At 71.5% G+C, this 26,670-nt stretch carries 24 protein-coding genes; 10 read left to right on the top strand and 14 right to left on the bottom strand.

Annotated elements, in window-relative coordinates:
• Nucleotides 1–2 precede the first annotated feature (2 nt).
• From Aph01nite_RS13180 to Aph01nite_RS13215, 8 genes are all read right to left on the bottom strand, one after another.
• Complete coding sequence (locus tag Aph01nite_RS13180) at nt 3–2,525, bottom strand: PEP/pyruvate-binding domain-containing protein (protein WP_204041133.1); 2,523 nt, start codon at nt 2,523–2,525, stop codon at nt 3–5.
• A gap of 122 nt (nt 2,526–2,647) precedes the next feature.
• Nucleotides 2,648–4,531, bottom strand: coding sequence for an ABC transporter permease (locus Aph01nite_RS13185; protein ID WP_204041134.1), 1,884 nt, complete (start codon nt 4,529–4,531; stop codon nt 2,648–2,650).
• A gap of 12 nt (nt 4,532–4,543) precedes the next feature.
• The gene (locus Aph01nite_RS13190; protein ID WP_204041135.1) at nt 4,544–5,251 is read right to left on the bottom strand and encodes an ABC transporter ATP-binding protein; all 708 of its coding nucleotides are present in this window, start codon (nt 5,249–5,251) and stop codon (nt 4,544–4,546) included.
• The gene (locus Aph01nite_RS13195) at nt 5,244–5,996 is read right to left on the bottom strand and encodes an ABC transporter ATP-binding protein (protein WP_204041136.1); all 753 of its coding nucleotides are present in this window, start codon (nt 5,994–5,996) and stop codon (nt 5,244–5,246) included. The genes Aph01nite_RS13190 and Aph01nite_RS13195 overlap by 8 nt, the downstream gene beginning before the upstream one ends.
• A 2-nt stretch (nt 5,997–5,998) precedes the next feature.
• Nucleotides 5,999–7,276: an ABC transporter substrate-binding protein gene (locus Aph01nite_RS13200; protein WP_204041137.1), complete on the bottom strand. Its 1,278-nt coding sequence runs from the start codon at nt 7,274–7,276 to the stop codon at nt 5,999–6,001.
• Nucleotides 7,277–8,197, bottom strand: coding sequence for a branched-chain amino acid ABC transporter permease (locus tag Aph01nite_RS13205; RefSeq protein ID WP_204041138.1), 921 nt, complete (start codon nt 8,195–8,197; stop codon nt 7,277–7,279).
• Nucleotides 8,194–9,033: a branched-chain amino acid ABC transporter permease gene (locus Aph01nite_RS13210; protein WP_204041139.1), complete on the bottom strand. Its 840-nt coding sequence runs from the start codon at nt 9,031–9,033 to the stop codon at nt 8,194–8,196. The genes Aph01nite_RS13205 and Aph01nite_RS13210 overlap by 4 nt, the downstream gene beginning before the upstream one ends.
• Nucleotides 9,030–10,277, bottom strand: a complete 1,248-nt coding sequence (locus Aph01nite_RS13215; RefSeq protein ID WP_204041140.1) for an ABC transporter substrate-binding protein — start codon at nt 10,275–10,277, stop codon at nt 9,030–9,032. The genes Aph01nite_RS13210 and Aph01nite_RS13215 overlap by 4 nt, the downstream gene beginning before the upstream one ends.
• A 116-nt stretch (nt 10,278–10,393) precedes the next feature.
• Here Aph01nite_RS13215 and Aph01nite_RS13220 point away from each other — a divergent pair, with 116 nt between their 5' ends.
• From Aph01nite_RS13220 to Aph01nite_RS13245, 6 genes are all read left to right on the top strand, one after another.
• Nucleotides 10,394–11,404 (top strand): AraC-like ligand-binding domain-containing protein, encoded by a 1,011-nt coding sequence (locus Aph01nite_RS13220; RefSeq protein ID WP_204041141.1) that lies wholly within the window; start codon nt 10,394–10,396, stop codon nt 11,402–11,404.
• 4 nt (nt 11,405–11,408) lie between these two features.
• Nucleotides 11,409–12,158: an SDR family NAD(P)-dependent oxidoreductase gene (locus Aph01nite_RS13225; RefSeq protein WP_204041142.1), complete on the top strand. Its 750-nt coding sequence runs from the start codon at nt 11,409–11,411 to the stop codon at nt 12,156–12,158.
• Between the two features lie 123 nt (nt 12,159–12,281).
• Nucleotides 12,282–13,442, top strand: a complete 1,161-nt coding sequence (locus Aph01nite_RS13230; protein ID WP_204041143.1) for an acyl-CoA dehydrogenase family protein — start codon at nt 12,282–12,284, stop codon at nt 13,440–13,442.
• A gap of 18 nt (nt 13,443–13,460) precedes the next feature.
• Entirely contained in the window at nt 13,461–14,417 is a 957-nt protein-coding gene (locus Aph01nite_RS13235; protein WP_204041144.1) for a glycosyltransferase, read from the top strand.
• 53 nt (nt 14,418–14,470) lie between these two features.
• The gene (locus Aph01nite_RS13240; RefSeq protein WP_204041145.1) at nt 14,471–15,427 is read left to right on the top strand and encodes a UDP-glucuronic acid decarboxylase family protein; all 957 of its coding nucleotides are present in this window, start codon (nt 14,471–14,473) and stop codon (nt 15,425–15,427) included.
• The gene (locus tag Aph01nite_RS13245) at nt 15,424–16,350 is read left to right on the top strand and encodes a glycosyltransferase (protein WP_204041146.1); all 927 of its coding nucleotides are present in this window, start codon (nt 15,424–15,426) and stop codon (nt 16,348–16,350) included. Before Aph01nite_RS13240 ends, Aph01nite_RS13245 begins: the two co-directional genes overlap by 4 nt.
• Here Aph01nite_RS13245 and Aph01nite_RS13250 read toward each other — a convergent pair.
• Nucleotides 16,329–18,185 (bottom strand): WD40 repeat domain-containing protein, encoded by a 1,857-nt coding sequence (locus Aph01nite_RS13250; protein ID WP_204041147.1) that lies wholly within the window; start codon nt 18,183–18,185, stop codon nt 16,329–16,331. The genes Aph01nite_RS13245 and Aph01nite_RS13250 overlap by 22 nt on opposite strands.
• 118 nt (nt 18,186–18,303) lie before the next feature.
• On the opposite strand from Aph01nite_RS13250, the gene Aph01nite_RS13255 reads away from it, so the two are divergent.
• Nucleotides 18,304–19,842, top strand: a complete 1,539-nt coding sequence (locus tag Aph01nite_RS13255; RefSeq protein ID WP_204041148.1) for a sensor histidine kinase — start codon at nt 18,304–18,306, stop codon at nt 19,840–19,842.
• On the top strand, nt 19,782–20,420 hold the full coding sequence (locus Aph01nite_RS13260; RefSeq protein ID WP_204041149.1) for a response regulator transcription factor: 639 nt from the start codon (nt 19,782–19,784) through the stop codon (nt 20,418–20,420). Before Aph01nite_RS13255 ends, Aph01nite_RS13260 begins: the two co-directional genes overlap by 61 nt.
• A gap of 1 nt (nt 20,421) precedes the next feature.
• On the opposite strand, the gene Aph01nite_RS13265 is transcribed toward Aph01nite_RS13260, so the two are convergent.
• On the bottom strand, nt 20,422–20,937 hold the full coding sequence (locus Aph01nite_RS13265; RefSeq protein WP_204041150.1) for a TrmH family RNA methyltransferase: 516 nt from the start codon (nt 20,935–20,937) through the stop codon (nt 20,422–20,424).
• Nucleotides 20,938–21,102: 165 nt separating this feature from the next.
• Nucleotides 21,103–22,200 carry a sugar ABC transporter substrate-binding protein gene (locus tag Aph01nite_RS13270; RefSeq protein WP_239161644.1) on the bottom strand — a complete coding sequence of 366 codons (1,098 nt, stop codon included), beginning with the start codon at nt 22,198–22,200 and terminating at the stop codon, nt 21,103–21,105.
• A 185-nt stretch (nt 22,201–22,385) separates the two neighbouring features.
• Here Aph01nite_RS13270 and Aph01nite_RS13275 point away from each other — a divergent pair, with 185 nt between their 5' ends.
• Nucleotides 22,386–23,348 (top strand): LysR family transcriptional regulator, encoded by a 963-nt coding sequence (locus Aph01nite_RS13275; RefSeq protein WP_204041151.1) that lies wholly within the window; start codon nt 22,386–22,388, stop codon nt 23,346–23,348.
• A gap of 85 nt (nt 23,349–23,433) precedes the next feature.
• Nucleotides 23,434–24,888 (top strand): S1 family peptidase, encoded by a 1,455-nt coding sequence (locus Aph01nite_RS13280; RefSeq protein WP_204041152.1) that lies wholly within the window; start codon nt 23,434–23,436, stop codon nt 24,886–24,888.
• A gap of 76 nt (nt 24,889–24,964) precedes the next feature.
• Here Aph01nite_RS13280 and Aph01nite_RS13285 read toward each other — a convergent pair whose 3' ends face one another.
• From Aph01nite_RS13285 to Aph01nite_RS13295, 3 genes are all read right to left on the bottom strand, one after another.
• Nucleotides 24,965–25,225: a GlsB/YeaQ/YmgE family stress response membrane protein gene (locus Aph01nite_RS13285; RefSeq protein WP_204041153.1), complete on the bottom strand. Its 261-nt coding sequence runs from the start codon at nt 25,223–25,225 to the stop codon at nt 24,965–24,967.
• Nucleotides 25,226–25,330: 105 nt separating this feature from the next.
• Complete coding sequence (locus Aph01nite_RS13290; RefSeq protein ID WP_204041154.1) at nt 25,331–26,011, bottom strand: hemerythrin domain-containing protein; 681 nt, start codon at nt 26,009–26,011, stop codon at nt 25,331–25,333.
• A 76-nt stretch (nt 26,012–26,087) separates the two neighbouring features.
• Nucleotides 26,088–26,612 (bottom strand): cupin domain-containing protein, encoded by a 525-nt coding sequence (locus tag Aph01nite_RS13295; protein WP_204041155.1) that lies wholly within the window; start codon nt 26,610–26,612, stop codon nt 26,088–26,090.
• Nucleotides 26,613–26,670: the final 58 nt, after the last annotated feature.

Raw genomic sequence — 26,670 nt, forward strand, 5'->3', positions numbered from 1 at the left:
GTTCACTCGGCGAAGGTCACCGCTCCCGACGTTCCGTCCACCGTGATCCGCTGACCGGTCTCGATGGACTCGGTGGCCCGGGGGACGCCCACGACGGCCGGGATGCCGTACTCGCGGGCGACGACGGCGCCGTGGGAGTTGGCGCCGCCCATCTCCATGACCAGCCCGGCGGCGGTCAGGAAGAGCGGCGTCCAGCCGGGGTCGGTGGAGGGGCAGACGAGGATCTCGCCCGGCTCCAGATGCGCGCCGACCGGGTCCAGGACGACGCGGGCGACGCCGGTGACCACGCCGGAGGAGGCGGGCGTGCCGGTCAGCGCGCCGTCGGCGGCGGGAGCAGCGGTGGCGACGGCCTCGGGTTCCGTGCCGTCGGAGAGCAGGACGCGCGGGATGTGGCGGCGGCGCATCTCGCGGTCGTACTCGTCGCGGCGGCGGGCGACGGTCGCGCGCAGGTCGCCGGCGTCGCGCGCCTCGGGCAGTGTGATGAAGAAGACGTCCTCGGCCTTCTCGATCGAACCGCGCTCCGCCAGTTCCGCGCCGACCTGCCACAGCAGCTCGCGGATGGTCGCCAAGGCCACCACCAGGTAGTACTTGGGAAGTTCGCGCAGCCCGGCCAGTGCCCGCGCACGCCCGAGGGCGAACCGTACGAAGCGCCCGCGCAGACCCCCCGCCCGGCGGCCCAGCTCGGCGATCATCGCCTCGGCCTCGGCCGCGCCCTTCGCGAACAGGGCGTCCGGAGCCATGGACGCGTCCTCCAGCCGCAGGTAGTTGGCGAGCACGCCCACCACATGCGACGGATCCTCACGCCAGCGCGGCAGGCCGAGGTCGATCTCGGCGACGGCGCGGTCGCCGTACCGGGCGAGGAAGTCGTCGAGGCCGGGCGGGCGGGCACCGGAGCGGTCGTCGCGCAGGGCCCGGGCCGCGGCCGGATCCTTCCTGATGCGCTCGGCGAGGTGCCAGAGCTCCAGGTCCATCTCGGTGGTGACGTTGTGCGGGAGGCCGCGGAGCACGGTCTGCACCTCACCGGGCCCGGCCTTCCCGCCGAGCAGCTTGGTGGCCAGGCCGAGCAGGATGAAGCCGGGCGCGGCGGCGGGCAGGATCAACGGGAGGACCGGGATCATCTGCGTGGCCAGCAGCCGTTCGACATGGTCGAGCGGGCTGACGCCGGCGGGCAGCGGGAGCCGGGCCCGCAGGCTCGCGCCGACCTGGTCGACCCGCTTGCGGGCCTTCTCCGGGTTGGCGACGGCCTGCACGGCGAGCACCGGGATGCGGTACCTCCGCGCCAGCCGCAGCCCACGCCTGATCGCGGGCCACTTGGAGCGCTGGGTGAGGCTGAACTCCGGCTCGCCGAACAGGCCGCGCATGACGGTCGCCGAACGCGCCTCCATCACGTCGAAGACGCGTGGCACGATCGCCCGCCCGAGGCTGCTGCGCAGGACCGGCGTCAGGTCGATGAACACCCGGCCGCCCGCCTCGTGGAACGCGGTGCCGCCGGCGCGCGGGTCGGCGACCGGCGCGCCGAACACGGTCGCGGAGATCGACGCCGACAGCACGCGGAACGCCGACAGGCCCATCGGCGTGATCGGGCGGGTCAGGCCCTGCGCCAGGCTGAAGCAGAAGTAGGCCCGCAGTCCGGGCGGCCCGTCCGGCACCGGGTGGAGCGTGGTGATCGGCCGCGCCTGGGTCAGCCACAGCTCCCCGCCGGCGTCGATCGCCCACTCGGTGTCCTGCGGCGCGCCGTAGTGGTCCTCCACCCGGTTCCCGAGCGCGGCCAGCGCCAGGACCTGCGCGTCCGTGAGGCACGCCGCGTCCTGCGCGGTCGTGACATGCTCGACCCCGCCTCCGGCCAGGGACCGTACGGCCAGGCGTTTGTCGCCCAGTCGCCGCTCCAGGATCCGCCCGTCCCGCACGGTGAAGTGGTCGGGGTTGACCGCGCCGGACACGACGGCCTCGCCGAGGCCCGGGCTGGCGTCGATGACCGCCTCGCGGCGGCGCCCGGTCACCGGGTTGGCCGTGAACATGACCCCCGCGACCTCGGACTGCACCATCTCCTGGATGACGACCGCCAGGCTGACCGCCCGGTGGTCGATCCCGTTGGCCGTCCGGTACGCGACCGCCCGGTCCGTCCACAGCGACGCCCAGCAGCGGTGCACGGCGTCGAGCACGGCGTCGCCGCCGACGACATTGAGGTAGGTGTCCTGCTGCCCGGCGAAGCTCGCGTACGGCAGGTCCTCCGCCGTGGCCGAGGAACGCACCGCCACCGGCACGTCCCCGAACTGCCGTACGGCCTTGGCGATGTCGTCCGGGATCGGGGCGCTCATCACCATCGCCCTGGCCCGGGCCGGGTCGGACGCGGCGGCGGCCAGGTCGAGCGAGCCCGCCACCCGGTCGTACGCCTCGGTGGTCACCACCACGCCCGGCGGCACCGGCAGCCCCGCGGCGGTGAGAATCCCCAGGTTGAGCGCCTTCCCGCCGGCGAGCCCGAGATCCTCTAACCCGATGTCCTGAAATTTCAGGATGTACGACATACGACCGCCTCCTTGCGGCCAGGTTATGACCAGGCCAAGAGTAAATCAACAGCTGATGAATTTACGCTAGCACGCGATGTCCATCGATTTACCGAAGCGGTCACGGAGGTGACGAAGGCGTGTCAGCCGGGCAAGCCCGCCCAGCGGTCGAGGACCAGGCCCCGCAGTCCCCGCGGCGCCCAGATGGCCACCGCCGTCGCGAGGACGCCCAGAATGATCAGATACCAGGCGCCGTACCCGGCCAGCGCCTGCTGGAGCACGAAGTAGAGCGCCGTCCCGATGATCGGCCCCTCCACCGACCCGAGCCCGCCGATCACCGTCACGAAGATCATTTGTGCCGTCCACTGCACCGCGAAGGCCGAGGCCGGCTCCACGTGGAGCTGACTCACCGCCAGCAGCGCCCCCGCCGCCCCGCAGCCGAAGGCGGCCAGCACGTACACGATCCGCCGCGTCCGCGCGACCCGCACGCCCAGGCTCCGGGCCCCGATCTCGTCGTCCCTGATGGCGGTCAGCGCCAGGCCCAGCCGGGTCCGCAGCGCCAGCCAGATCCCGCCGACCGTGACCACCGCGACGGCCAGCGCCGCCCAGTACGTCATCGCCCCGAGCAGCGCCGGACCGATCCCGCCGAGACCGGGCACGCTCGCCCCCGTCCCGCCGCCCAGCTCGGGGAACCGGCTGACGACCAGCTGGCAGACATCCGCCACCACCCAGGTGGCGATGGCGAAATACCCCCCGCGCAGCCGGAACACCAGCAGCGAGATCAGCAGGGCCGCCGCCCCGCACCCGAGCACCACCAGCGGCAGGGCGGCGAACGGATCGGCCCCCCGCTGCGCCAGCATCAGCGTGCCGTACGCCCCCAGCCCGACGAACGCCTGCTGCCCCACGGACACCAGCCCGCCGTACCCGGCCAGCAGATTCCACGCGCTGGCCATGGTCAGCAGGATGAACAGGTTCACCAGCGTGTCCGTGGTCCCCGAATACACGACGTACGGCAGGCAGGCCAGCCCCGCCACGACTGCGGCGGCGACCGCCAGGCCCGTGACGGGCGGCCGGGCCGTACTCTCCAGGAGGCGTCCCCGGGGAGCGGGCGGAGCCGGCCTCGCCCGCCATACGTCGAGAAACCGGCGCGCCCGCCGCAGAGGGGAAAACCGCGCGCGAGGCACGCCGGCGCCGGTGAGGCCCTGCGGCCGCAGCGCCAGAACCACCAGAAAGGCCAAATGTCCGGCGATAACCGCATAACTCAGATTGATCTGCGCCCCGATCGCCTGAGAAAGCCCGAGCACCACCCCGCCGAGCAGCGTCCCCCAGAGCGATCCGAGCCCGCCGATTACCACGGCCTCGAACGCGAACAACAACCGCGAAGTCCCCGACGACGGCGCGAACGAGGAATACATCCCGAACGCCAGCCCCGCCAGCGCGACCGACGCGAAGGCGATCGCCGCCGCGATCCCGAACACGTGCCGGTGCCGCACCCCCGACAGGCGGGCCGCCTCCGGATCGTCGGCGACCGCTCTGATCAGCCGTCCGGTCCCCGTCCGCCGCAGGAACCCCTGCAACCCGGCCAGCACGGCCACCGCGGCCGCGAACACCGCGACCGACAGGTACCCGACGGAGAGCCCGGGCACGATCTCGACGGAACCGGAGCCGAACGCGCCCGTGCCGAAGGAGTGGCTGTCCGCCGTGAACACCTCGAGCAGCGCGTTGGCGATCACGACGGAGAGCCCGAACGTGACCAGCAGCGTGGTCAGCGGCCCCCGGTCGATGCCCGCCTGGATGAGCGACCGCTGGAGCAGATATCCCAATGCCCCGAAAAGCGGAATGACGACGGCGAATGACCAGGGCGCCGGCCCCATCGCGATGACGATATATGCGGCGGCGACCGCTAAATCGCCATGGGCGAGGTTTATTACGCGCATCACGCCGAACATCAGGGAAAGCCCGCACGCGAACAGCGCGTAAAGCCCGCCCAGCAGAATGCCCTGCACAATCGCGTTAACCCAGTTCACCGATACCCCAGCTCATTCCTTTTCCGTCCGTAATCCGAAATAGGCGGCCTCGATCTGGGCCGGGGTGAAGTCGCGCGGCCGTCCCTCCAGCGTGGTCCGCCCCTCCAGCAGGCACTGCACCCGCGACGCGACCCGCATCGCCTGGCTGACGTCCTGCTCCACCAGCAGCACCGCCATCCCGGTTTCGAGCAGGCGCGGCAGCAGCTCGTACAGCTGGCGGACGATCTTCGGCGCGAGCCCGAGCGACAGTTCGTCCAGGAGCAGCACGCGCGGGTTGGCCACCAGCGCGCGCCCGATGGCGACCGCCTGCTGCTCCCCGCCGGACAGCTGGGAGGCCGGCTGGCGGCGGCGCTCCCGCAGCCACGGGAACAGCTCGTAGACCCTGCCGGGCTCCCACGGCCCCTTCGCCGCCCGATGCCGCCCGACCAGCAGGTTCTCCTCCACCGTGAGCGAGGCGAACAGCCGGCGGCCCTCCGGGACCAGGCAGATCCCGCGGGTCACCCGCAGCTCCGGCGGCTCCCGGGTGATGTCCTCGCCGTCCAGCAGGACCGAGCCGGAGGAGGGCGGGTGCAGCCCGGCGATGGCCCGCAGCAGGGTGGACTTGCCCGCGCCGTTCGCGCCGATGACGGCGTGCGCCCGGCCGGCTTCCAGCGACAGGCTGAGCTCGTGCACCGCGCGCAGCTGACCGTGATCGGCGCTCAGCCTCCTGACCTCAAGCATCCCGTTCCACCTCCGTGAGCGCGTCGGCGCTCGCTTCGGTCCCCAGGAAGACCTCCCTGACCGCCGGAGTGGCGAGCACCTCCAGCGGCCGTCCGTCGCCGACGACGCGGCCGCCGGCCAGGCAGATCAGCCGGTCCACCGTGGCGGTCAGCGCGCGGACGACGTGCTCGATCCAGATGACGGCCAGCCCGTCCCGCGCGCGGGCGGCGGTGATCAGGGCGACCAGTTCGGCCACCTCCGGATCGGTGAGCCCGCCCGCGACCTCGTCGAGCAGCAGCAGCCGGGGCCGGGTGGCCAGCGCGCGGGCCAGTTCCAGCCGTTTGCGCTGGAGCAGGCCGAGCCGCCCCGCCGGCCGCCCCGCCAGATCGGCGAGGCCGGTCCCGGCCAGCACCTCGGCGGCCAGCGCGTAACTGGCCCGCCCCCGCGTCCCGGCCCCCTGCTGCGCGGCGACCAGGACGTTCTCGAAGACGCTCAGCCCGGTGAAGGGCCTGGGCACCTGATAGGTACGGCCGATGCCCAGCCGGCACCGGACCGACGCGTCCAGCGCCGTGACCCGACGCCCGTCGAAGCGCACCTCGCCCGCGTCCGGCGCCAGATCCCCGGAGATCATCCCGAACAGGCTGGTCTTGCCGGCGCCGTTGGGGCCGACCACGCCGACCGCGTCGCCGTGCCGTACCGACAGGGAGAGCTCCTCGGCCACCGTGACCCGGCCGAACCGTTTGCTGATCCGGTCGAGTTCGAGCATGTTCACGGGTTCGTCGGGGTGAGGTCGGCGCCGACCGGGACGGCGGGGTTGAGGGTGTTGTCGACCACCACCATCTCGTACGGGAAGTCCTTGCCCTTCTTCCACTGCACCCCGACCGGCTGCTGGATCGCCACCCCGGGCACCGGGCCCTTCGTCCAGTCCAGCGGCCCCGAGATGCCCGTGTAGCTCAGCCGCCGCAGCTGCGCCGCCACGGCCTTGCGGTCGTGCGGCGCGTCCACGGCCGTGAACGCCTGGTGCGCCACCTCGAACAGCGAGTACGTCGAGCCCAGCGTCTGCAGCCACTGCTTCCCGCTGGCCGCCTGGTACGCCTCCGCCAGCGCCTTCGCCGTACTCCCGTCCAGCGAGGACGTGTACGGCATGTACGGCCCCCACCACGAATCCGTGGCGATGTTGTTCACCAGATCGCCCAGGGCCTCGGTGTCGGCCGGGAACAGCAGCACCTTGGCGACCGTGGCCAGCTTCGGCCGGAAGCCCTGCTGCGCGGCCTGCTTCCACATGGTGTTGAAGTCCGGCGGGATGGGCGCGTTGATGAAGATCTCGCAGTCCGCCTCCCTGAACGCCGAGATCATCGAGCTGTAGTCGGTGGTGCCGTTGGTGTAGGAGCCGCCGTCCACCCAGCGGTACCCGGCGTCCTCGATGATGTCCGGCCAGGCGCTCCGGAAGGCGTTGCCGTCCGCGTCGTTGGGGAACATCCCCGCCACGGCCTTGCTGCTGGGCACGCGCTCCCACATCGGGACGAAGCACCCGCCGAACTGCTCCACCCCGAAGAAGAACATCGTCGTGTACGTGAACGGCTGCGGCTTCGCCGGATCGGCCTGCCGGGCGAAGTACCAGGCCTGCCAGGGCACCACCGCCGACACGCACGGCACCCCCTGCGTCTCGCACACGGTGGCGACCGGGTTGGTCGTCTCCGGGGTGGAGCTGGTGACGATCAGGTCGGCGCGGTCCTGCAGGATCAGCTCGCGGGCGACCTGGGAGGCCCGGTTCGGATCGGACTGGGTGTCCTTCACCACGATCTCCACCGGGTACTTCCGGCCGCCGGAGGTGATGCCTCCCGCGAACGCCTGAGTGCGGCGGACGGTGTCCACGATGAACGAGTCGCCGGAGGCGAAACCGGCCAGCGGCCCGGTCCGCGGGCTGACGAACCCGATCACGATCCTGTCCTCGCCGGTCGGCCCGGACCCGCGGATCGAGGTGCCGCACCCGGTGGCGGCCAGGGCGGACAGGCCCAGGCCCTTCAGTAACGTTCGGCGTCGCATCTAGGTCTCCCGGAGGTGGGCGATGGGGAAGAGGGGGCGTCCCAGGTGGCCCCAGAGGCCGCGCGGGGCGAAGAGCGTGACGGCGACGCCGACGGCGCCGAGCAGGACCAGATACCAGGGGCCGTGGGCGGAGAGTGCCTGCTGCAGGACGAAGAAGATCAGCGCTCCGGCCACCGGGCCCTCGACCGTGCCGAGGCCGCCGGTCAGGACCATGAACATCATCAGCACGCTGTACTGCACGTTGAAGATCGATCCCGGCTGCACGTACAGCGTGTGGGTGAACAGCAGCGCGCCGACCGCGCCGGCGCCCGCGGCGGCCAGGCAGTACGCCACGCGCCGGATCCTCGCCACCCGGACCCCGGAGGCCGCCGCCGCGTCCGGGTCCGCGCTCACCGCGCGGGCGGCCAGGCCGTACCGGCCGCGGGCCAGGAGCCAGACGGCGAGCACCGAGCCGGCCGCGAGCCCGAGCGCGCACCAGTAGACCAGTGCCTGCCGCAATAGCGGCATATATCCGGAAATGCCGGGGAGGGAGACGCCGGTGTCGCCCCCGGGGGAGAGGGTCACCGCGAGCCGGAAGATCTCGGCCAGCACCCAGGTCGCGACCGCGAACTGTCCCCCCGACAGCCGCAGCACCGCGACCGACACCGGCAGCGCCACGACCCCCGCCAGCGCCGCCGCGAGCGGGATCGCGGCGAACGGATCGACCCCGGCCAGGGCCAGGACATACAGCCCGTACGCCCCCACCCCCAGGTACGCCTGCTGCCCGAACGAGGTCAGCCCCGCGAACCCCGCCAGCAGGTTCCACCAGGTCGCCATGGCCACCAGCGAGAACAGCGTCACCAGCGACTGCTCCACCCCGGGCCCCAGCGTGTACGGCACGCTCGCCAGCAGCACCAGGACGAACACGGCGAAATACCTCATGCGCGCACCGGCCGGACCACCAGCACCCCGAAGAACAGCACGTGCACCGCGAGCACCGCGAACCGCACATCCCAGAGCGCGACCAGCTGCTGCGTGACCCCCAGCACGATCCCCCCGGCGAGCGTGCCCCACAGGGACCCGAGCCCGCCGATCACCACCGCCTCGAACGCGAAGATCAGTATCAGCCCGCCCGAGTACGGATCGAACGTCGACATCAGCCCGAGGAACATCCCGGCCAGCGCCGCCGTCGCCACGGAGATCCCCGCCACGCACGCGAACACCGGCCGCACCCGGACGCCGGACAGCCGCGCCGCCTCCGGATCGTCCGCCGTGGCCCGCACCCGCCGCCCGAACCCCGTCCTCGCCAGCAGCAGGTGCAGCGACCCCAGCACCACGACGGCGGTGGCGAACCCCGCCGTCCGCAGCCACGACAGCGTCAGCCCGCCGACCTCGAACCCGGCCAGCGCGAACGCGCCCCCGTCCAGCGACCGCGGATTCGCCGAGGCGCCCGTCACCAGCAGGTTCTGGATCACCACCGACAGGCCGAAGGTGACCAGCACCGGCGCCAGTTCCCCGCCGCGCAGCGCCCGCTCGAACAGGGTCAGCTGCAGCAGCGCGCCCACCCCGAACGCCAGCGGCAGGACCAGGACCAGCGCCAGGACCGGCGGCGCCCCGAACCCGGCCGCCGCCATCAATGCCAGGTAGGCCCCGCACACGGCCAGGTCGCCGTGCGCGATGTTGACCAGCCGCATCACCCCGAACGCGAGCGAGAGCCCGCAGGCCACCAGCGCGTACGTGCCGCCGACCAGGACACCCTGCACGATGGCCGCGATCATCGGAGCGGGGTGAACTCGCCCTGCAGGGGGATGGCGGGGTCGAGCGTGTTGTCCACGATGACCAGGTCGTACTCGCCGGCGGGGTTCCTGCGCCACTGGCCGAGCAGGTCGGGCGCCATCGACACGTTCTTGCTGGGGCCGGCGGTGAAGTCGTACCGGCCGCTGATGGCCTCCCCTTTGAGGGTGCCGATGGCGGCCGCGACGGCGGCGTGGTCCTTGGGGTCGGCGGCGGCCCTGAAGGCGGCGACGGCGATCTCGAACAGGGCGTGGTTGAAGCCCATCGGGGGCGTCCAGGGCCGGCCGTACCCGTCGGCGAAGGCCTTGGCGGTGGTCCCGTCCAGCGACGACCGGTACGGGAACGCGGCCGACCACCAGACCGGCGCGACCAGCCCTTCGGCCAGCTCGCCGAGGGTCTTCGCGACGGTCGGGAAGAGCATGGCCTTGGCCACCGACACGATCTTCGGCCGGAACCCGTGCTGCGCGGCCTGCCGCCAGAAGGTGACCCAGTCCGGCGGGATCGGGGCGGCCTGCAGGATCTCCACGTCGTCGCGGGCGAACGCGGCCAGGATCGAGGTGTAGTCCTGGGTGCCGTCCTCGTACGCGCCGGGATCGCTCACCCGCCACCCGGGCTCGGCGGTGACGAAGCGCCGGTACAGCTCGCCGTCGGTGTCGTTCGGCCACAGCCCGCCGACGACCTTGTTGGTGTCCGCCTTCGACCAGAGGCCCGCGAACACCCCCACCTCCTGCTCGGTGCCGATGAAGTGCAGGTAGGAGTAGGTCGGCGCGGGCCGGCCCGCCGCCCAGATCTCCCACGGGCAGACGGTCGCCACGCACGGCACCCGGGCCGCCTCGCACTGGTCGGAGACCGGGTTGGTGGTGTCCGGCGTCGAGGTGGCCAGCACGATGTCCACCCGGTCCCGCTGGATCAGCTCGCCCGCCACCTCGGCGGCGCGGGCCGCGCTGGACTGGGTGTCCTTGACGACGATCTCCACCGGGTAGCCGCGCCCGCCGATCGACAGGCCCTTGGCCAGGGCCGCCCTGACCCTGCCGAGCACGTAGTCGTCGGATTCGCCGAACACCGCGAGCGGGCCGGTCCGCGGGCTGACATAGCCGATCTTCAGGCTCCGGCCCGTGCCGCCGGAGCTCTCGCGCAGACCGGACGAGCAGCCCGCGACGGCGGCCGTGCCGAGCGCGCCCAGGAAGGTCCTTCGGGTCGGGTAGGTGGACGTCGGGTAGGTGGACAATGTGGCGCCTCCGCTCGGGACAGGCGATCGGCCCCCGGCACCTGTGTGCTGGCCATTGTCAAAGTTCCTGTTCACCAGGTCTTGTCTGACAGGGAACATCCCTTGACTGCCAGTGCATGGGCTCGCAGTCTGGCTGCATGCCGTACCTGGCCGACACCGGGAGCGTGTCCAGCGCGGAACGCCGCGACTACTGGCGCCATGTGGTCTCCCACGCGTTCGTCCCGCTCGACGCGTCGTTCCCGCGCGCGGAGGACGGGTTCGAGGGGCGCCTGCGCGGGGCCAGGCTGGGCGCGCTCGGCGTCTACGACGTGGACACCGGCGCGCACGTCGCCCACCGCACCGCCAAGCTGACCACGGCCGCGCCCGCCGAGTGCTACAAGCTCGGCCTGGTCGTCAGCGGGCGCGGGCTGCTCTGCCAGGACGGCCGCCAGGCCGTGCTGGACCCGGGCGAGTTCGCCGTGTACGACACCGACCGGCCGTACACGCTGGTCTTCGAGGAGCACTCCCGGCTGCTGGTGCTGATCTTCCCGAGAGCCATGCTGGGCCTGCCGCCGGACCGGATCTCCGGGCTCACGGCGACGGCCATCTCCGGCGACTCCGGGCTGGGCGCGCTGATCGGCCCGTTCCTGCTGCGGATCGGCACGCTGCTGGACGAGGTGGAGGCGCACGGCGGGGCCAGGCTGGCCGGGAACGTCATCGACCTGGTCGCCACCACGCTGGCCGGGCGGCTGGACCTGCCCGCCGACCCCGCCCGCAACGCGCTGTTCCCGCGCATCACCTCCTACATCGAGGCCCACCTCGGCGATCCCGGGCTCGGGCCCGCCGAGATCGCGCTGGCCCACCACATCTCCACCCGTTACCTGCACAAACTCTTCCAGTCCGAGGGCACCACCGTGCTCGCCTGGATCCGGGAACGCCGCCTGGACCGGTGCGGGCGGGACCTGCGCGACCCGCTGCTGGGCGGCCGTCCCGTCAGCGCCATCGGCCTCAAATGGGGCTACCCCGACGCCTCGCACTTCAGCCGGGCCTTCAAGGCCGCCTTCGGGCTGTCGCCCCGGGAGTACCGTCACGGTCAAGCGCTGTGCGCTCGCGGGCAAGACGGGGATTCCCCGCTGCCCCGACCATGACCCCATGGGACGTCTGGACGGCAAGGTCGCTCTGATCACCGGCGGCGAGGGCAGCCTGGGCATGGCCACGGCCCGGCTCTTCACCGCCGAGGGCGCCGCGGTCATGCTCGTGGGGGTGGACGAGCCCGCGCTGGCCGCGGGCGCCGCCGAACTCGGCTGCGCCCACCACCTGGCCGACGTCTCCGACGCCGCGCAGGTCCGCGCCGCCGTCGACGCCGTCATCGGCCGGTACGGCGGGCTGGACGTCGTCTTCAGCAACGCCGGCATCCCCGGCGTGGTCGCCCCGGTGGTCCACTATCCGGACGAGGTGTTCGACCGGGTGCTGGCCGTACACGTGCGGGGGTCGTTCCTGGTCTGCAAGCACGCGCTGCCGGTCATGTCGGACGGCGGCAGCGTGATCATCACCTCCAGCGTGGTGGGGCTGACCTCGGACGCGGGGGTCAGCGCGTACGCGACGGCCAAGCACGCGCTGGTCGGGCTGATGCGCACGCTCGCCAAGGAGGTCGCGCCGCGCCGCATCCGGGTCAACACCGTGCATCCCGGCCCGGTCGCCAACGACTTCCAGCGCGCCATCGAGACCGCGGTCACCGGCGCGCCCCCCGAGGAGGCGGCCCGGCTGTTCGACGCGCACATCCCGCTGGCCCGGCACGCGGACCCGGACGAGGTGGCCCGGGTGGTGCTCTTCCTGGCCAGCGACGACAGCTCGTTCATGACCGGCAGCCCGGTACGGGTGGACGGCGGCATGAGCATCTGACCGGCTGATCGGGCGTTTGGTTTATTTACCGGCTACGCAATATCGATTGATTTCGAAAGACCCGGCAATTCAGGAGATGCGACTCCTCGGGGACGGGACCTACCGTTCCATTCGAGGAGGGTCATGGAAACTCTACAGAAACCGGAATTGGCGGAGCGTGCCGGAAGAATCGTGCCGTTGTTGCGCGGAAACGCGTACTGGTCCGAGGGGCACCGCCGCCTGCATCCGCTGTCCATCGAGGCGATGGCCGACGCGGGCGTCTTCAAGCTCAGGGTCCCCGAACGGTACGGGGGATTCGCGTGCGACAGCCGTACCCTCACCAAGGTGCTCGGGGTGCTGGGGCAGGGCGACGGCTCGGCCGCCTGGACGACCGCCGTGTGGTCGATCGCGGCCTGGATGACCTGCCTGTTCCCCGACGAGGTGCAGGACGAGGTGTTCGCCACCCCGGACGTACGGATCTGCGCCACGCTCAGCCCCACGGCGGTCGCCACGCCGAAGGACTCGGGCTACTCGATCACCGGCCAGTGGGCCTTCATGAGCGGCGCCCTGCACAGCCAGTGGCAGGTGGCCGTGGCCGCCACCGAGAACGCGGGGCCGATCCTGGCGCTGGTCCCGATGGCCGAGCTGGGCGTCATGGACGACTGGTACACGACCGGGCTCAAGGGCTCCGGCAGCGTCACCACGATCGCCACCGGCGTGTACGTCCCGGCCACCCGCGTGCTCTCCCTCGGCGCGGTCCTGAACGAGCAGTACGCGTCCGTGCTCAACGCCGACAATCCCGTCTACCGTTCCCCGCTGCTGCCCACCGCGTCCGCCTCGTCGGTCGGCACCCTGCTCGGCCTGGCCAGAGGGGCGATGGGCGCGTTCCTGCACCGGCTGCCCAACCGCGGCATCACCTACACCGGCTACACCAGCCAGCGTGAGGCCCCGGTCACCCACCTGCAGGTCGCCGCCGCCGCCATGAAGATCGACGAGGCCGAGTTCCACGCCGAGCGGCTGGCCACGCAGGTGGACGCCAAGGCCATGGCCAAGGCGGAGTGGACGACGGAGGAGCGGGCCCGCGCCCGCGCCGACATGGGGGCGGTCTGTCAGCTCGTGAAGGAGGCCGTGGACATCCTGAACACGGCCAGCGGCGGCACCTCCATCTACGACACCGTGCCGATCCAGCAGATCGAGCGGGACGTGCTGGCGATCAACCTGCACGCGCTCATGCATCCCAACACGAACCTGGAGCTCTACGGCCGGGTCCTGTGCGGGCTCGACCCGAACACGTACTACCTGTGAGCTACCTGTGAGGCACCCATGCTCAAGTGCAGTGTCGTCATCCCGACCTACAACCGGGCCGAACTCCTGGGCCACACCCTCCACGCCCTCACCCGGCAGACGCTGCCGCGTGAGGAGTTCGAGGTCATCGTCGTGGACGACGGCTCCGACGACGGCACCGACGCGGTCGCGCGTTCCTTCCAGGACCGGCTGAACCTGCGGTACTTCTTCCGGGAGCGCGAGGGCTACCGGGCCGCCAAGACCCGCAACGTGGGGATCTTCAAGGCCGAGGCCGAGGTGTGCGTGCTGTTCGACTGCGGCGTGCTGCCCGGCTCCGGCTGCCTGCGCGCCCACCTGGACAGCCACGCCGCCGGCGGCGACCGGCCGGTCGCGGTGACCGGCTACGTGTTCTGCTACAACTTCGACGGCGGCGACGCCGACCTGATGCGCGAGACGATCGACGTCGCCGACCCCGACGCCACGATCGCCATGCTGGACGCCAACCGCCAGTGGGTCGACATGCGCGAGGACTTCTACACCAAGTACGGCGAGGACTACGACGTCCTCCCCGCGCCCTGGATGAACTACTGGACCTGCAACGTCTCGGCCAGGACCGACCAGCTGCGCGCGGTCGGCGGGTTCGACGAGGACTTCGTCGCGTGGGGCGGCGAGGACATCGACCTCGGCTACCGCCTGTACCGCGACGGCGCCAGGTTCGTGCTCAACCGGGAGGCGGTGGCCATCCACTGCCCGCACCCGAAGAGCGAGCAGGTCAACAACTCCGAGGCGGACGCCAACTACCGCCGGATGGCCGACAAGTACCGCACGCCCATCACCCGGCTGCTGCTGTCCATCCCGGACGTGCACTTCTTCAACCTCAACGACATCATCACGCTGCGCGGCATGCCCGACTGCGCGGACTACCTGGCCGCCAACGACGCGGTCGCCAGGACCGCGTGGGCACCCAGGGCGCCCAGGCCCGCGAACTCCAGGTAACGCCTGATCTCACACCCGAGCGCCGACGGGTTTTCACGAGAGGACTCCGTTATATGCGCTTGGACTCGACCCGCGTGCTCGTCACCGGCGGCGCCGGTTTCATCGGATCGGCCCTCTGCGAGCGCCTGCTCGGGGACGGCCACCGCGTCGTCTGCGCCGACAACTTCTCGACCGGCCGCCAGGCGAACATCGCGCACCTGCTGACCGAGCCCGGCTTCCAGCTGCTCACCCAGGACGTCGTCGAGCCGTTCGACGTGCCGGGACCGCTCGACCAGATCTTCCACCTGGCCTCCCCGGCCTCCCCGGTGGACTACCAGCGCCTGCCGCTGGAGACGCTGCGCACCGGCTCGGCCGGCACCGACAACGTGCTCGCCCTGGCCCGCGCCAAGAACGCCCGCTTCCTGCTCGCCTCCACCTCCGAGGTGTACGGCGACCCGCTGGAACACCCCCAGCCGGAGACGTACCTGGGCAACGTCAACACGGTCGGCCCGCGTTCGGTCTACGACGAGGCGAAGCGGTACGCGGAGGCCGTCACCTTCGCCTACCACCGCGCGTACGGGACCGACGTCGCGATCGCCCGGATCTTCAACACCTTCGGCCCGAGGATGCGGCTCAACGACGGCCGGGTGGTGCCCAACTTCATCGCGCAGGCCCTCGACGGCAGGCCGTTCTCGATCAACGGGACCGGCAAGCAGACCCGCTCCCTCTGCTACGTCGACGACATGGTGGACGCCCTGGTGCTGCTCATGCGCTCGCCGCACCGCGGCCCCGTCAACCTGGGCAGCACCGACGAGATGGCCGTCCTGGACATCGCCGGGCTGATCGCCGACCAGACCGGCAACCCGCTCCGGTTCACGTACGCGCCGCTCGGCCAGGACGACCCGGAGAGACGCCGCCCCGACACCCGTCTGGCCCAACGGCTGCTCGGCTGGTCTCCGGCCACCGGCATCCCGGAGGGCATCGCCGCAACGATCAGCTGGTTCCGTACCGACCTGGGGAGTTCCCGATGAGATGCAGCGTGGTGATCCCGACCTACAACCGGGAGGATCTGCTCCGGCACACCCTCGACTCGCTCGCCCGGCAGACCCTGCCCGCCGACCAGTTCGAGGTGCTGATCGGCGACGACGGATCCAGCGACGGCACCAAGGCCATGGTGGACGGCTTCCGCGACCGGCTCAACCTCCGCTACTTCTTCCAGGAGGACCTCGGCCACCGGGCGGCCCAGGCCCGCAACCTGGGCATCGCCAAGGCGTCCGCCGAGATCACCGTGCTGATGGACGCCGGCGTGCTGGCCCACTCCCGCTTCCTGACCGAGCACCTGGCCACCCACGCGTCCGCGGACGTGCCGCTCGCCGTCTGCGGCTACGTCTACTGCTTCAACCTCGACAACGAGGACGCGATCCTCATCATGAAGGCCATCGACTTCGACGACCCGGACGGCACCATCGCCAAGCTCAAGCGCACCGGCCAGTACCTGGACGTCCGCGAGATCTTCTACGGCCTGTACGGCGACGACTTCGCCGACCTGCCCGCGCCCTGGCTCAACTACTGGACCTGCAACGTCTCGGCGCGGACCGAGCAGCTGCGCGCGGTCGGCATGTTCGACGAGAACTTCCGGCGCTGGGGCGGTGAGGACCTCGACCTCGGCTACCGCCTGCACCGCGACGGCGCCCGCTTCGTGCTCAACCGGGACGCCGCCGCCATCCACGTGCCGCACCCGAAGAGCTTCGACGGCAACAACGACCAGGCGGCCGAGAACTACCGGTACATGGCCCGCAAGTACGGCACGCCCATCATCGACCTGCTGCCCCGGATCGGCGAGCTCAACTTCTTCGAGCTGAACAACATCATCCGGGAGCTGGGGCTGCCGCAGTGCAACGACTTCGTGGCCGCTCAGGGGTATCAGCGGCATCAGGGGCAGATGTCGGGGTAGTCCCGGTCCGGCAGGTAGGACCTCAGATCGGGCGGCGGCGGGAAACGCCTGGCCAGGGCGCAGGCCTCGGCGGCCGGGTCGGGGGTCAGCGCGGGGTTCCACAGCCGCCTGGTCCCGGCCGGGCCGCCGCCGACCAGTTCGCGGCCGCCGTTGGCGAACTCGACCGTACTCAGGTTGCGGCCGAGTGGGGAGCCCAGTTGCCGGTGCGTATCCAGATCCCATAGGCGGATATTTCCGGCGGCGGTCGCGAGGAGGGAGCCGCTGAACGCGATCGAGGTCACCGCGGCCGTGTGGCCGAGGAAGGGCGGGCCGACCGGGAGCCGCTCGGTGAGGTCCCAGAGGCGCACCGTGCCGTTCTCGGTGCCCGTGGCCAGGCGGTTCGGGTCGCGGGGGTCGAAGGCGAGGGCGGAGATGCCGCTCGCCTGGGCCAGGTTGAGATCGCCCGGCTCTCCGGTGGCGGTGTCCCACGAGCGGATCGTGTGGTCGTCGCCGCCGGACAGCAGCCGCCTGCCGTCCGGGCTGTAGACGAGGGTGTTCACCCTGCCCGTGTGGCCGGTGAGCGGTTCGCGCAGCCGGCGGCGGGTGGCGGCGTCCCAGAGGCAGATGGCGCCCGCGCTCGCGGTGGCGAACTGGCGGCCGTCCGGGCTGGTCGCGACCGCGTCGACGGTCGCGGCCCGGCACGGCGGGGTGCCCGCGAGCGCCGTCCACGGCCCCGGCGTGCCGGACGTTGGCTCGCCGCTCAGCCGCCGGGTGAGCGCGATGTCCCACACGCGGACGATCTCGTCGTCGCCCGCGGTGGCCAGCCAGTTCCCGTCCGGGCTGAAGGCCATGGCCCGTACGGCGCCGGCCTGGAACGGCTCGGTCAGCGGCACGCCGTTCTCCAGCACGTGAACCGCGCCGTTGCGCTGGGCGGTCGCCAGCAGGTCACCCTCCGCCGCGTACGTCAGCGCGACGAAGTCGCCCGTGACGGGCCGGTTGCTCTGCCGCCGGGTGGCCAGATCCAGCCGGCGCAGCGTCCCCCGCAGCGTCAGCGCCACCCGCTCCCGGTTCAGCGTGACCGGGCCCGGCCCGCCCGCGATCCGGCCGGCGGGGCGGCGGGTGCGCGCGTCCCACCGGCGCAGCACGCCCGCGCCGTCGTACGTGGTCAGGGTCGTGCCGTCGAAGCTCAGGTGGCGCAGGCCGGCCGGATGGCGCGGGAACGGCTGGCCGGACGGGCGGCGGGTGAGCAGGTTGACCAGGCGCGGCACCCCGTTCTGGTCGCCCAGCGCGAGGAACCGGCCGGGCGGGTCCGCCGCGAACACCGTCCCCGGGATCGGCCGGCCGACCTGCTTACCGGTCTCCTCCTCGTCGGCGATCTCCCAGACCCGGATCGTCCGGTCCTGGCCCGCGGTGATCACCCAGCCGTTCTTGGCGAACGTCACCTGCGTGATCGCCCCCCGATGCCCCTTGATCGGCAGCCCGATCGGCCGGTACGAGCGCGCGTCCCAGATCCGCAGCGTGCCGTCCACGCCGCCGGTGGCCAGCCTGGTCCCCTCCCGGTCGTACGCCACCGCGTTCACGCCGTTGCGATGGCCGCGCAGCACGGCCGTGAGCGGCCGGGTGAGGGTCGCGATCAGGCCGCGCCGGGCCTCCGGGGTCGGCGCGGCGCGCCAGGCGGCCACGGCCAGCAGCCGGGACATCGCGGGATCGATCGTGGCGACGCTCTCGCTCTGCGCGGCCAGCCGCACCGACTCCACGCCGTCGCGCGCGCTCACCACCTCACGGGCGGCCACCACCGCGCCGGATCCGGTCGCGAGCAGGAGCACCGCCAGAAGCGACGCCCGGAGCACGTTCACCAGGCCCATGATGGTCGCAGGGTCACGTATTCATCAAGGCGGCGGCCGCCTCATGGAAAGTCATGAATTCGCGGGCGACTTCTGTCGTGCCCGCCGGAACTGATGGACCATCGGGCTTGTGGACGTCGGCGCGCTCAGGCGTGATCGGGATTGGGCGCCCGTCCTGCTCGGCCTCGGCCTGGCAGAGGCGGTGCTGCTGACGCTGGGCACCTTCGCGTGGGGCCCGCCGTTCAGCACGTGGCTCGTGTACTCGATCGCGTGGAGCGTGCTCTGGCTGGTGTCGGGCTGGCTGGCGCGCCGGGTCAGGTTCGGCTACCTGATGATGATCTTCGCCCTGGCCGACATGCTCGGCACGGCGGGCAACATCTGGTACGGCACCGGCTTCGCCTTCGAGGCCCTGCACACGCTCGCCGGCCTGATCACCAACCTCCAGGTCCCGTTCGTGTTCCACCTGGGCCTGACCTACCCCACCGGCCGGATCGCGGATCGCCCGGCCCGATGGCTCATCCGCGCCGGCTGGCTGCTCGGCTCCCTCTACGCGGCCGGCATCGTGTCCACGGTCAGGCCGCGCGACTGCGACCGCTGCACGCGGATGATCGTCTACCTGGTCGACGACCCCGCGGTCCGGGAGGCCGTACGGACCTTCGGCGGCTACGGCTGGACCCTGCTGCTTGCGGCCGGCGCCGTCCTCCTCGTGCGCCGCCTCCTGCGCGCGGGCCCGCGCGAGCGCCGCCTGCACGCCCTGCCCATCGGCCTGTCCGTCCTCGCGGGCGTGTTCGGCTCCGCCGTCCTGCTGCAGTCGGTGCTCACTCCGCTGACCACCGCGGTCTTCGCCTTCTCCCCGATGTTCCCCCTCCTGCACGTGACCCTCGCGGTCGCGCTCCCGATCTCGTACGCGGTCGGCCTGCTCAGGGAGCGTCTCGACCTCGCCCAGACGGCCGCCGCGCTGGCCCGGGACAACCTCCGGCTCCAGGCCCAGGTCGTCGAACAGCTCGCCCAGGTCAAGGCGTCCAGGGCGCGCCTGGTCGAAGCCGGGGACACCGCGCGGCGCAAGCTCGAACGCGACCTGCACGACGGCGCCCAGCAGCGCCTCGTCGGCCTCGGCCTGGCGCTGCGGCTGCTCGCCGAACGGCTGCCCGCGGGGGAGCACCGGCTGCTCGACGAGATCCACGCGGAGCTCCAGGCCGCCATCGACGAGCTCCGGCGGCTGGCCGGCGGCATCCACCCGGTCGTGCTCACCGACCACGGCCTCGGCGCGGCCATCCGGCTGCTCGGCGACCGCGCCCAGGTACGCGTCCTGGTCGCCGACGACCTCACCCACCGGCCGCCCCCGCCGATCGAGTCGGCCGCCTACTTCGCCGCCAGCGAAGCCCTCACCAACGCCATCAAACACGCCCGCGCCGGCACCGTACGCGTCGAACTGTCCTGCGCCGGCGGCTCCCTCCTCCTGCGGGTACGCGACGACGGCGTCGGGGGAGCCGACCCCGGCCGGGGCTCCGGGCTGCGCGGCCTGGCCGACCGGGTCGCCGCCATCGACGGGACGTTCACCCTCGCCAGCCCGCCCCGCCAGGGCACCGACCTCCGAGTGGAGCTGCCATGCGCGTGCTCGTCGTCGAAGACCACGCCTTCTTCCTCCTCGGGCTCGTCACCGCCCTGACCGGGCACGGGCACGAGGTGGTGACCGCGGGGGAGCCGTACCAGGCGGAGAAGCTCCTCGGCGAGCGGCGGCCCGACGTCGCCGTCGTCGACATCAAGCTGCCGCCCACCCACTCCGACGAGGGACTCCGCCTGGCCGCCCTGCTCCGCTCCCACGAGGTGCCCGTCCTCGTGCTCTCCCAGTACGCCGTGCCCGAGTACGCGATCAGCCTGCTGGGCGCCGACCCCCGCGGCCGGGGCTACCTGCTCAAGGAGCGCGTGGCCGGCGTCGCCCAGTTCATGGGCGCGCTCGACCGGGTCGCGGCGGGCGGCACCGTGATCGACACGGAACTGGCCGCCATGGTCACCCGGGCCGCGGCCCGGCGCGCCGTGCTGTCGCCCCTGTCGGAGCGGGAACTGGAGATCCTGGCCCTCGTCACCGAGGGACTCACCGACCGGGGAATCGCCGAACGGCTGGTCATCTCGGTGCACACGGTCGTCACCCACGTGCAGAGCGTCTTCCGCAAGCTGGACCTGCCGAAGACGCCCGCGGACAACCGTCGCGTGCTCGCGGCCCTCGCCTACCTCAGGAACGGCTGACCTACACGAACCCCGCCAGCTTGTAGAGCACCAGCGACCCGGCGACGGCGACGTTGAGACTGGCCCCGACACCGATCATGGGGATCTCCACGACGGCGTCGAGCAAGTCGAGGCACTCCGGCGGGATGCCCTCGCGCTCATGACCCAGCACCGCCACGGTCGGCCGCCGGGCCATCGGCAGGTCGGCCAGCCGGATCGCGTTCTCGGCCAGTTCCACGCCGAGCACCGCGGCGCCCGCCTCCCGCCGTCCGGCCAGCCAGTGCGCCGGATCGCGCACCCAGTGCACGCAGGCCGGCCGCCGCAGCGTGTTCCCCCGAGCGAGCGCCTCGGGAATCCACGGGTAGCGGGGCACGGCCAGGCAGGCCCCGACCGCGTCGCAGGTGCGGAGCAAGGTGCCCAGATTGACCCCGTGCAGTGGCCACAGCGGAGCCACGTACAGATGATCGAGACACTGCGGCGGCCGGGTGCGGCGCTGGCGGCGCAGGTCTTTCGGCGTACGGACGCGGACGGCGCTCATACGCGGCCGCGGCACGCTCCCGCGAGAAGACTCATGTGGAAGGCGTTTCAGCGGCACGCCCGGGCCATCGACGAGGATTCGACTACACGCCGAGGATAGCAAGATCAGCACGGTCTGTCCGGGTTCAGGTCGGCGTTCCTCGAGCCTGGATCTCGCGGGCTTCACTCAGGTCAGTCCGGTGGACTTGCAGGCCGGGCGTACCTCCTTCGGGGCGCAGATCTCGCGGACCGTCCAGAAGCCGTCCCGGACCACCGTGTCCTTGATGTTGTCCCTGGTCACCACCATGGGTGCGGTGATCATCGCCGGGATGGCGTGGACCGTGGTGTTGCGCACGGTGCTCGGCGCGGTGGGCGTCCTGCCGCTCGCGAGGTCGATGGCCATGCGGACGGCGCTCTCGGCCTCCGGTTCGATGGGCTTGTAGATGGTCATGGTCTGGGTGCCGAGCAGGATGCGCTGGATCGCGGCCAGGTCGGCGTCCTGGCCGGTCAGGGGGGTGCCCTTCGGGATGCCCGCGCTCCGCATGGCCTTCGCGATGCCTCCCGCCATGCCGTCGTTGGCGGAGTACACCCCGATGACGTTGCCCGCGCCGAGGGCGGTGAACGCGGCGAGCGCCTGGATCCGGGCCTGCTCGGCGCTCCAGTCGGGGATGTCGAACTCCTTGCCGATCACCACCCGGCTGTCCAGGACCTGGTGGGCGCCCTTCTTGAACTCGCCCGCGTTGGGGTCGGCCGGCGGGCCGTTGACCATGACGATGGGGCCGCGCGCCGGGTTCCCGCCCATCTTCAGGGCGTCGATCAGGGCTTGGCCCTGCATCTTGCCGACCTCGATGTTGTCGATGGAGCTGTAGGCGTGGATCGGGCCCTCGGCCAGCCGGTCGTACGCGACGATCTTCACGCCCTTGCCCGCGGCCTTCTCGACCGAGGGCGCGACGGCCTTGGCGTCCACGGCGTCGAGGATGAGCACCTGGACGCCCTGCGCGAGCATGGCGTCGATCTGCTGCCGCTGGCGGGCGGGGTCCTGCTGGGCGTTGGCGTAGAGGAGCGTGCAGGCGGGGCAGAGCTCCTTGACGTACTTGCTGACGTAGGGGCGGTCGAACTTCTCGTACCGGGCGGTGCCGGACTCGGGGAGCAGGAGGCCGATCTTGAAGCCGTCCTCGACGACGGGCGGCGGCGTGCTCTTCCGGATCACGTCGTATCCGCCGGCGGAGTCACGAGGTTCGGTGGCGCAGCCGGTGACGGTCGCGATCAGAAAGGCGACTGTCACCCTCCGCCATAGTTTCACATCGATCCCCTCGAACGGCAGCACGCCCGTGCCCCGCCCATACCCGGAGAATTCCCAGGTTGTACCCCCTGCGGCCGAGTCTTGACCGCCAGTTTCCGACTTGACTAGTCAGAATGTGTGACAAATCATCATTGCTGGAGTTATGCCGTAGTCATACGGTCTCCGGTATGGACTTGGAGCTCCGCCACCTCCGCATTGTGCGCGCGATCGCCGAGACCGGCAGCGTCAGCAAAGCGGCCACCGTGCTCGGGCTCGCGCAGCCCGCGCTGACCGCGCAGCTCAAACGCATCGAAAGGACCCTCGGGGGCGCCCTGTTCCAGCGCGACCACACCGGGTCGCGGCCCACCCCCCTGGGCGAACTCGTGCTGGCCCGCGCGCAGGTGCTGCTGCCGGCCGTACGGCAACTGCAGGAAGAGGCGGCGCGGCTGGCCAACGGCGGCGGCGAGCCCGGGCGGCGCTACCGGATCGGGGCGGCCAACGGGCCGATCCTGGGCGGCCTGGTGGACCGGCTGGCGCAGGCCGAGCCGGACGCGGTGATCACCACCTCCACCTCGTGGTCCACCGGCGAACTGGCCACCAAGGTGATGCTCGGACGCCTCGACTACGCCCTCATCGGCGTCTGCGGCGACACCCGCGCCCCCGGCGACGAGGCCGTGGCGTGGACGCTGGTAGCCATGGACCCCGTCTTCGTGCTGGTCTCCGCCGAGCACCCGCTGGCCGGGGAACGCGAGGTCGAGCTGGGGGAACTGGCCGAGGAGCAGTGGGCGGTCACGCCCGGGGACGGCTGCTTCGGCGAATGCTTCGCGGTCGCCGCCGCCAAGGCCGGATTCACGCCCGCCACCATCTACGAGACGGATGTGGCGACCTGCGTGCATCTGGTCAGAGTGGGCCGCGCCGTGGCACTCTGCCAGGGCACGTTCCGGCTCAGCGAAGGACTGGTCGCCCTGCCGATCGCCGGCACACCCCTGCGCTGGCGGCAACTGCTCGGCTGGCACCCCGAGACACCCGCCGGTGAGAACGCCGCGCAGATCGTCGGCCACGCCAAGGCCGCCCACCTGGACGCGGCCCGCCAGAGCCCGGCCTACTCCCATTGGCTGGACCGGAACCAGGGTTATGGCACGGTGCCATAACACCGTGGTGGGGGACAACTGGTAGGTCCTCGCGGGGGGCGCACGCCGTTACGTTGACGGCACTCCAACCCCCCAAGGAGACCCGATGCGCAGCAGGCACATCCTGAGCGCGGCGACAGCCCTCACCCTCGGCCTCGCCCTCATCCTCACCTCCGCCCCCGCCTCCGCCACCTCGGAGAAACCCGCGCCCACCATGCTCCAGGCCCTCCAGCGGGACCTGAACCTGACCGCGGAACAGGCGGAGACCCGGCTGCTGAACGAGAAGCGGCTCGGCAAAGTGGAAGGCAAGATCCGCAACACCCTCGGGGACCGGTTCGCCGGCTCCTGGCTCAGCGGCGACGCCGCCACCCTCACGGTCGCCGTGACCGACGCCGCCGCGGCCTCCGACGTCACCGCGTCCGGCGCCAAAGCGCAGGTCGTCACCCGTACGCTGGCCGACCTCGACGCCGTGAAGGCCCGCCTCGACGCGGTCGCCGCGCCCGCCACCGTGCCCGGGTACTACGTCGACGTCCGCGCCAACGCGGTCGTCGTGCTCGCCCGCGACCAGGCCGCCGCCGACGCCTTCGTCGCGTCCGCCGGCGTCGACGCGGGAGCCGTACGCGTCGAGGCGTCGCAGGAGCAGCCGCAGCCGTACTACGACCTGCGCGGCGGCGAGGCGTACTACATCAACAACAGCGGCCGCTGCTCCATCGGGTTCTCCATCACCCGCGGCAGCACCAACGGCTTCGTCACCGCCGGCCACTGCGGCACCGCCGGAGCCTCCACCCAGGGCTTCAACCGGGTCGCCCAGGGCACCTTCCAGGGTTCCTCGTTCCCCGGCAACGACTACGCCTGGGTAGCCGTCAACGCCAACTGGACCCCGCGCCCCGTCGTCATCGGCTCCGGCGGCAGCACCGTGAACGTGGCCGGCTCCAGCGCCCAGGTCGTCGGCGGCTCCATCTGCCGCTCCGGCTCCACCACCGGCTGGCGCTGCGGCGTCGTCCAGCAGCTCAACGCCACCGTCACCTACCCGCAGGGCACCGTCACCGGCCTGACCCGCACCAACGCCTGCGCCGAACCCGGCGACTCCGGCGGCTCCTGGATCTCCGGCGACCAGGCCCAGGGCGTCACCTCCGGCGGCTCCGGCAACTGCACCACCGGCGGAACCACCTACTTCCAGCCCGTCAACGAGATCCTCTCCACGTACGGACTGACCCTCGTCACCCAGGGCGGCGGAGGCGGCGGCACCACCTGCTCCGGCTACGCCAACACCTACACCGGCTCCCTGACCAGCGGCGCCAACGTCTACCTCCCCAACAACTCCTACTACCAGTCCACCGTCTCCGGCACCCACCGCGCCTGCCTCGACGGCCCGAACGGCACCGACTTCGACCTCTACCTCCAGCGCTGGAACGGCAGCGCCTGGGCGAACGTCGCCAGCGGCACCAGCTCAGGCCCCGACGAGACCGTCACCTACAACGGCACCGCGGGTTACTACCGCCTCCGCGTCCACGCGTACAGCGGCTCCGGCGCCTACTCGGTCGGCTCCACTCGCCCCTGACAACCGGCCATCACCACGCCGCCGCCCTCCCCCGAGGGCGGCGGCGTCCGCTTTCCGGCTCCTGGCTCGCCGTGCCTCAGTGCTGGCTCTTCCTGGCCTTCATCCGGCTGACGACCGCCACGCAGCCGACGGCGAGAGCGAGCTGGAGGACGAGTGCCAGAAAGGTGTTGCTGGACAGGTCCAGCAGGTAGGCGATCCCGGAGCCGAGGAGGGCGGCTACCACGCCCGCGAGGATGGTGGCGGGCAAGCCGATGTCCTGGCGCCCGGGCAGCAGAAGCCGGCCGAGTCCGCCGACGATGACACCGGTGATCACAGCCGCGACCAAGATAGTGAGCATGTTTCTTCCTGTCTGGATGTTGTGATGGGGGGTCCGGGCATACGGACGCTTTGAACGGAGGCGTCCGGTGCCTCGGTCGAAGACCGCGCGCCGTGCGAGCGGGACCTATCGGTTCCACCGCGGCGGGGTCGCGGTGCCGTGCACCCGTTCGGCGTGCGCGGCGAAGATACGCGGCGCGATACGCGGTATCAGGAGGCGGGCCGGGAAGGGCGCGTGCGCCAGCACTCCCTTGATGACGTCGGGATCGGCCTCGTACATCACGAGACCGAACGCCAGGGCGAGTTCCTTCTTCGAGAAGGAGTTCATGCCGTGTTCGCCGAGACCCTTCCATTCGGCGGCGGTGATGAACCTCGCGGCGAGCGGAAGGATCTCCTTCTCTTCCAGCGCCATGTGTTCGGCGAGGAGGATATTCAGGTCGTCGCACGTTTCGGCGACCTGCGCTCCGCCCCGTGCCGTCGCCCGCCAGCCGGGCAACACCACGCCCAGGCGCTCGAGTGTCTTTTCGACGGCGTGGTGCTGCCACTCCATCGTGAGGACGATCTCGGCAGCCGCATGGCCGCCTCGCTCATGGAGCTTGGGCCACACGATGATGTCCTCGCCCTCGTGGTGGGCGTGGAGTATCCGGCACAGCAGGTCGAGGTGGGCGCCCACGATCTCCGAGCGTTCCCCGTCGCCTTCGGCCACTCTGCGGACGAGTCCCGGGACCAGGCCGAACTCCCGCCGGAACATGGTGTGGGCCATATACATGTCACGAACGTCGGCCATGGGCTCGGGACGCGTCGTCATGGTCGTCTCTCCAAACGGTTGGGAGCCACCCGAGACGGCCCGCCGGGAATGCGACGGCCGCGGGCGGCCGGTGATCCTAAGAGTCGGTCTCGACGAGCAGGACGGAGTCGTATCGGGTGGCCAGTTCGATCAGCGTCCCGAACCGCTCGGGGCCCCACGGGGCCGGCTGCTCACCGGGGAGCGGCTCGTCCCCACCCTCGATGAAGGTCTGCTCCGGGCCGCCCGGGGTGAACATGAAGATCATCCGGGCGGGGTGCACGCCGACGTTCCTGAAACGGTGCCGGTGCCCACGCGGAATGTAGATGAAATCCCCTGTCCGGCCGATGAACGTGCGGTCGCCGTCGAGGAATTCCAGCTCTCCGGCGAGCAGATAGAACGCCTCGTCGGAGTTGTTGTGCATATGCGGCACCGGTCCGGCGCCCACCGGGATCGAAGCCTCGATGAAACCGAGCGCGCCGGAGCCTTGGGTCGCGGTCAATTTCATTGTGTAGACGTCTCCGGACATCCATTTGGTGATGCCCTCGCCAGCGGGCACATGGATCGCGCCACGCTGGACATACTGCGGGTCGTCCTGGCCGGAAATCTGAGGGGGGAGACTCATGGAAACGTTTCCTTGTCCTGCGCGATGCAGTTGAATAAGAGGAAAAGGTGCCGGTGCC

Origin of the sequence: Acrocarpospora phusangensis (assembly GCF_016862995.1) — a bacterium.
Lineage (GTDB): Bacteria > Actinomycetota > Actinomycetes > Streptosporangiales > Streptosporangiaceae > Acrocarpospora > Acrocarpospora phusangensis.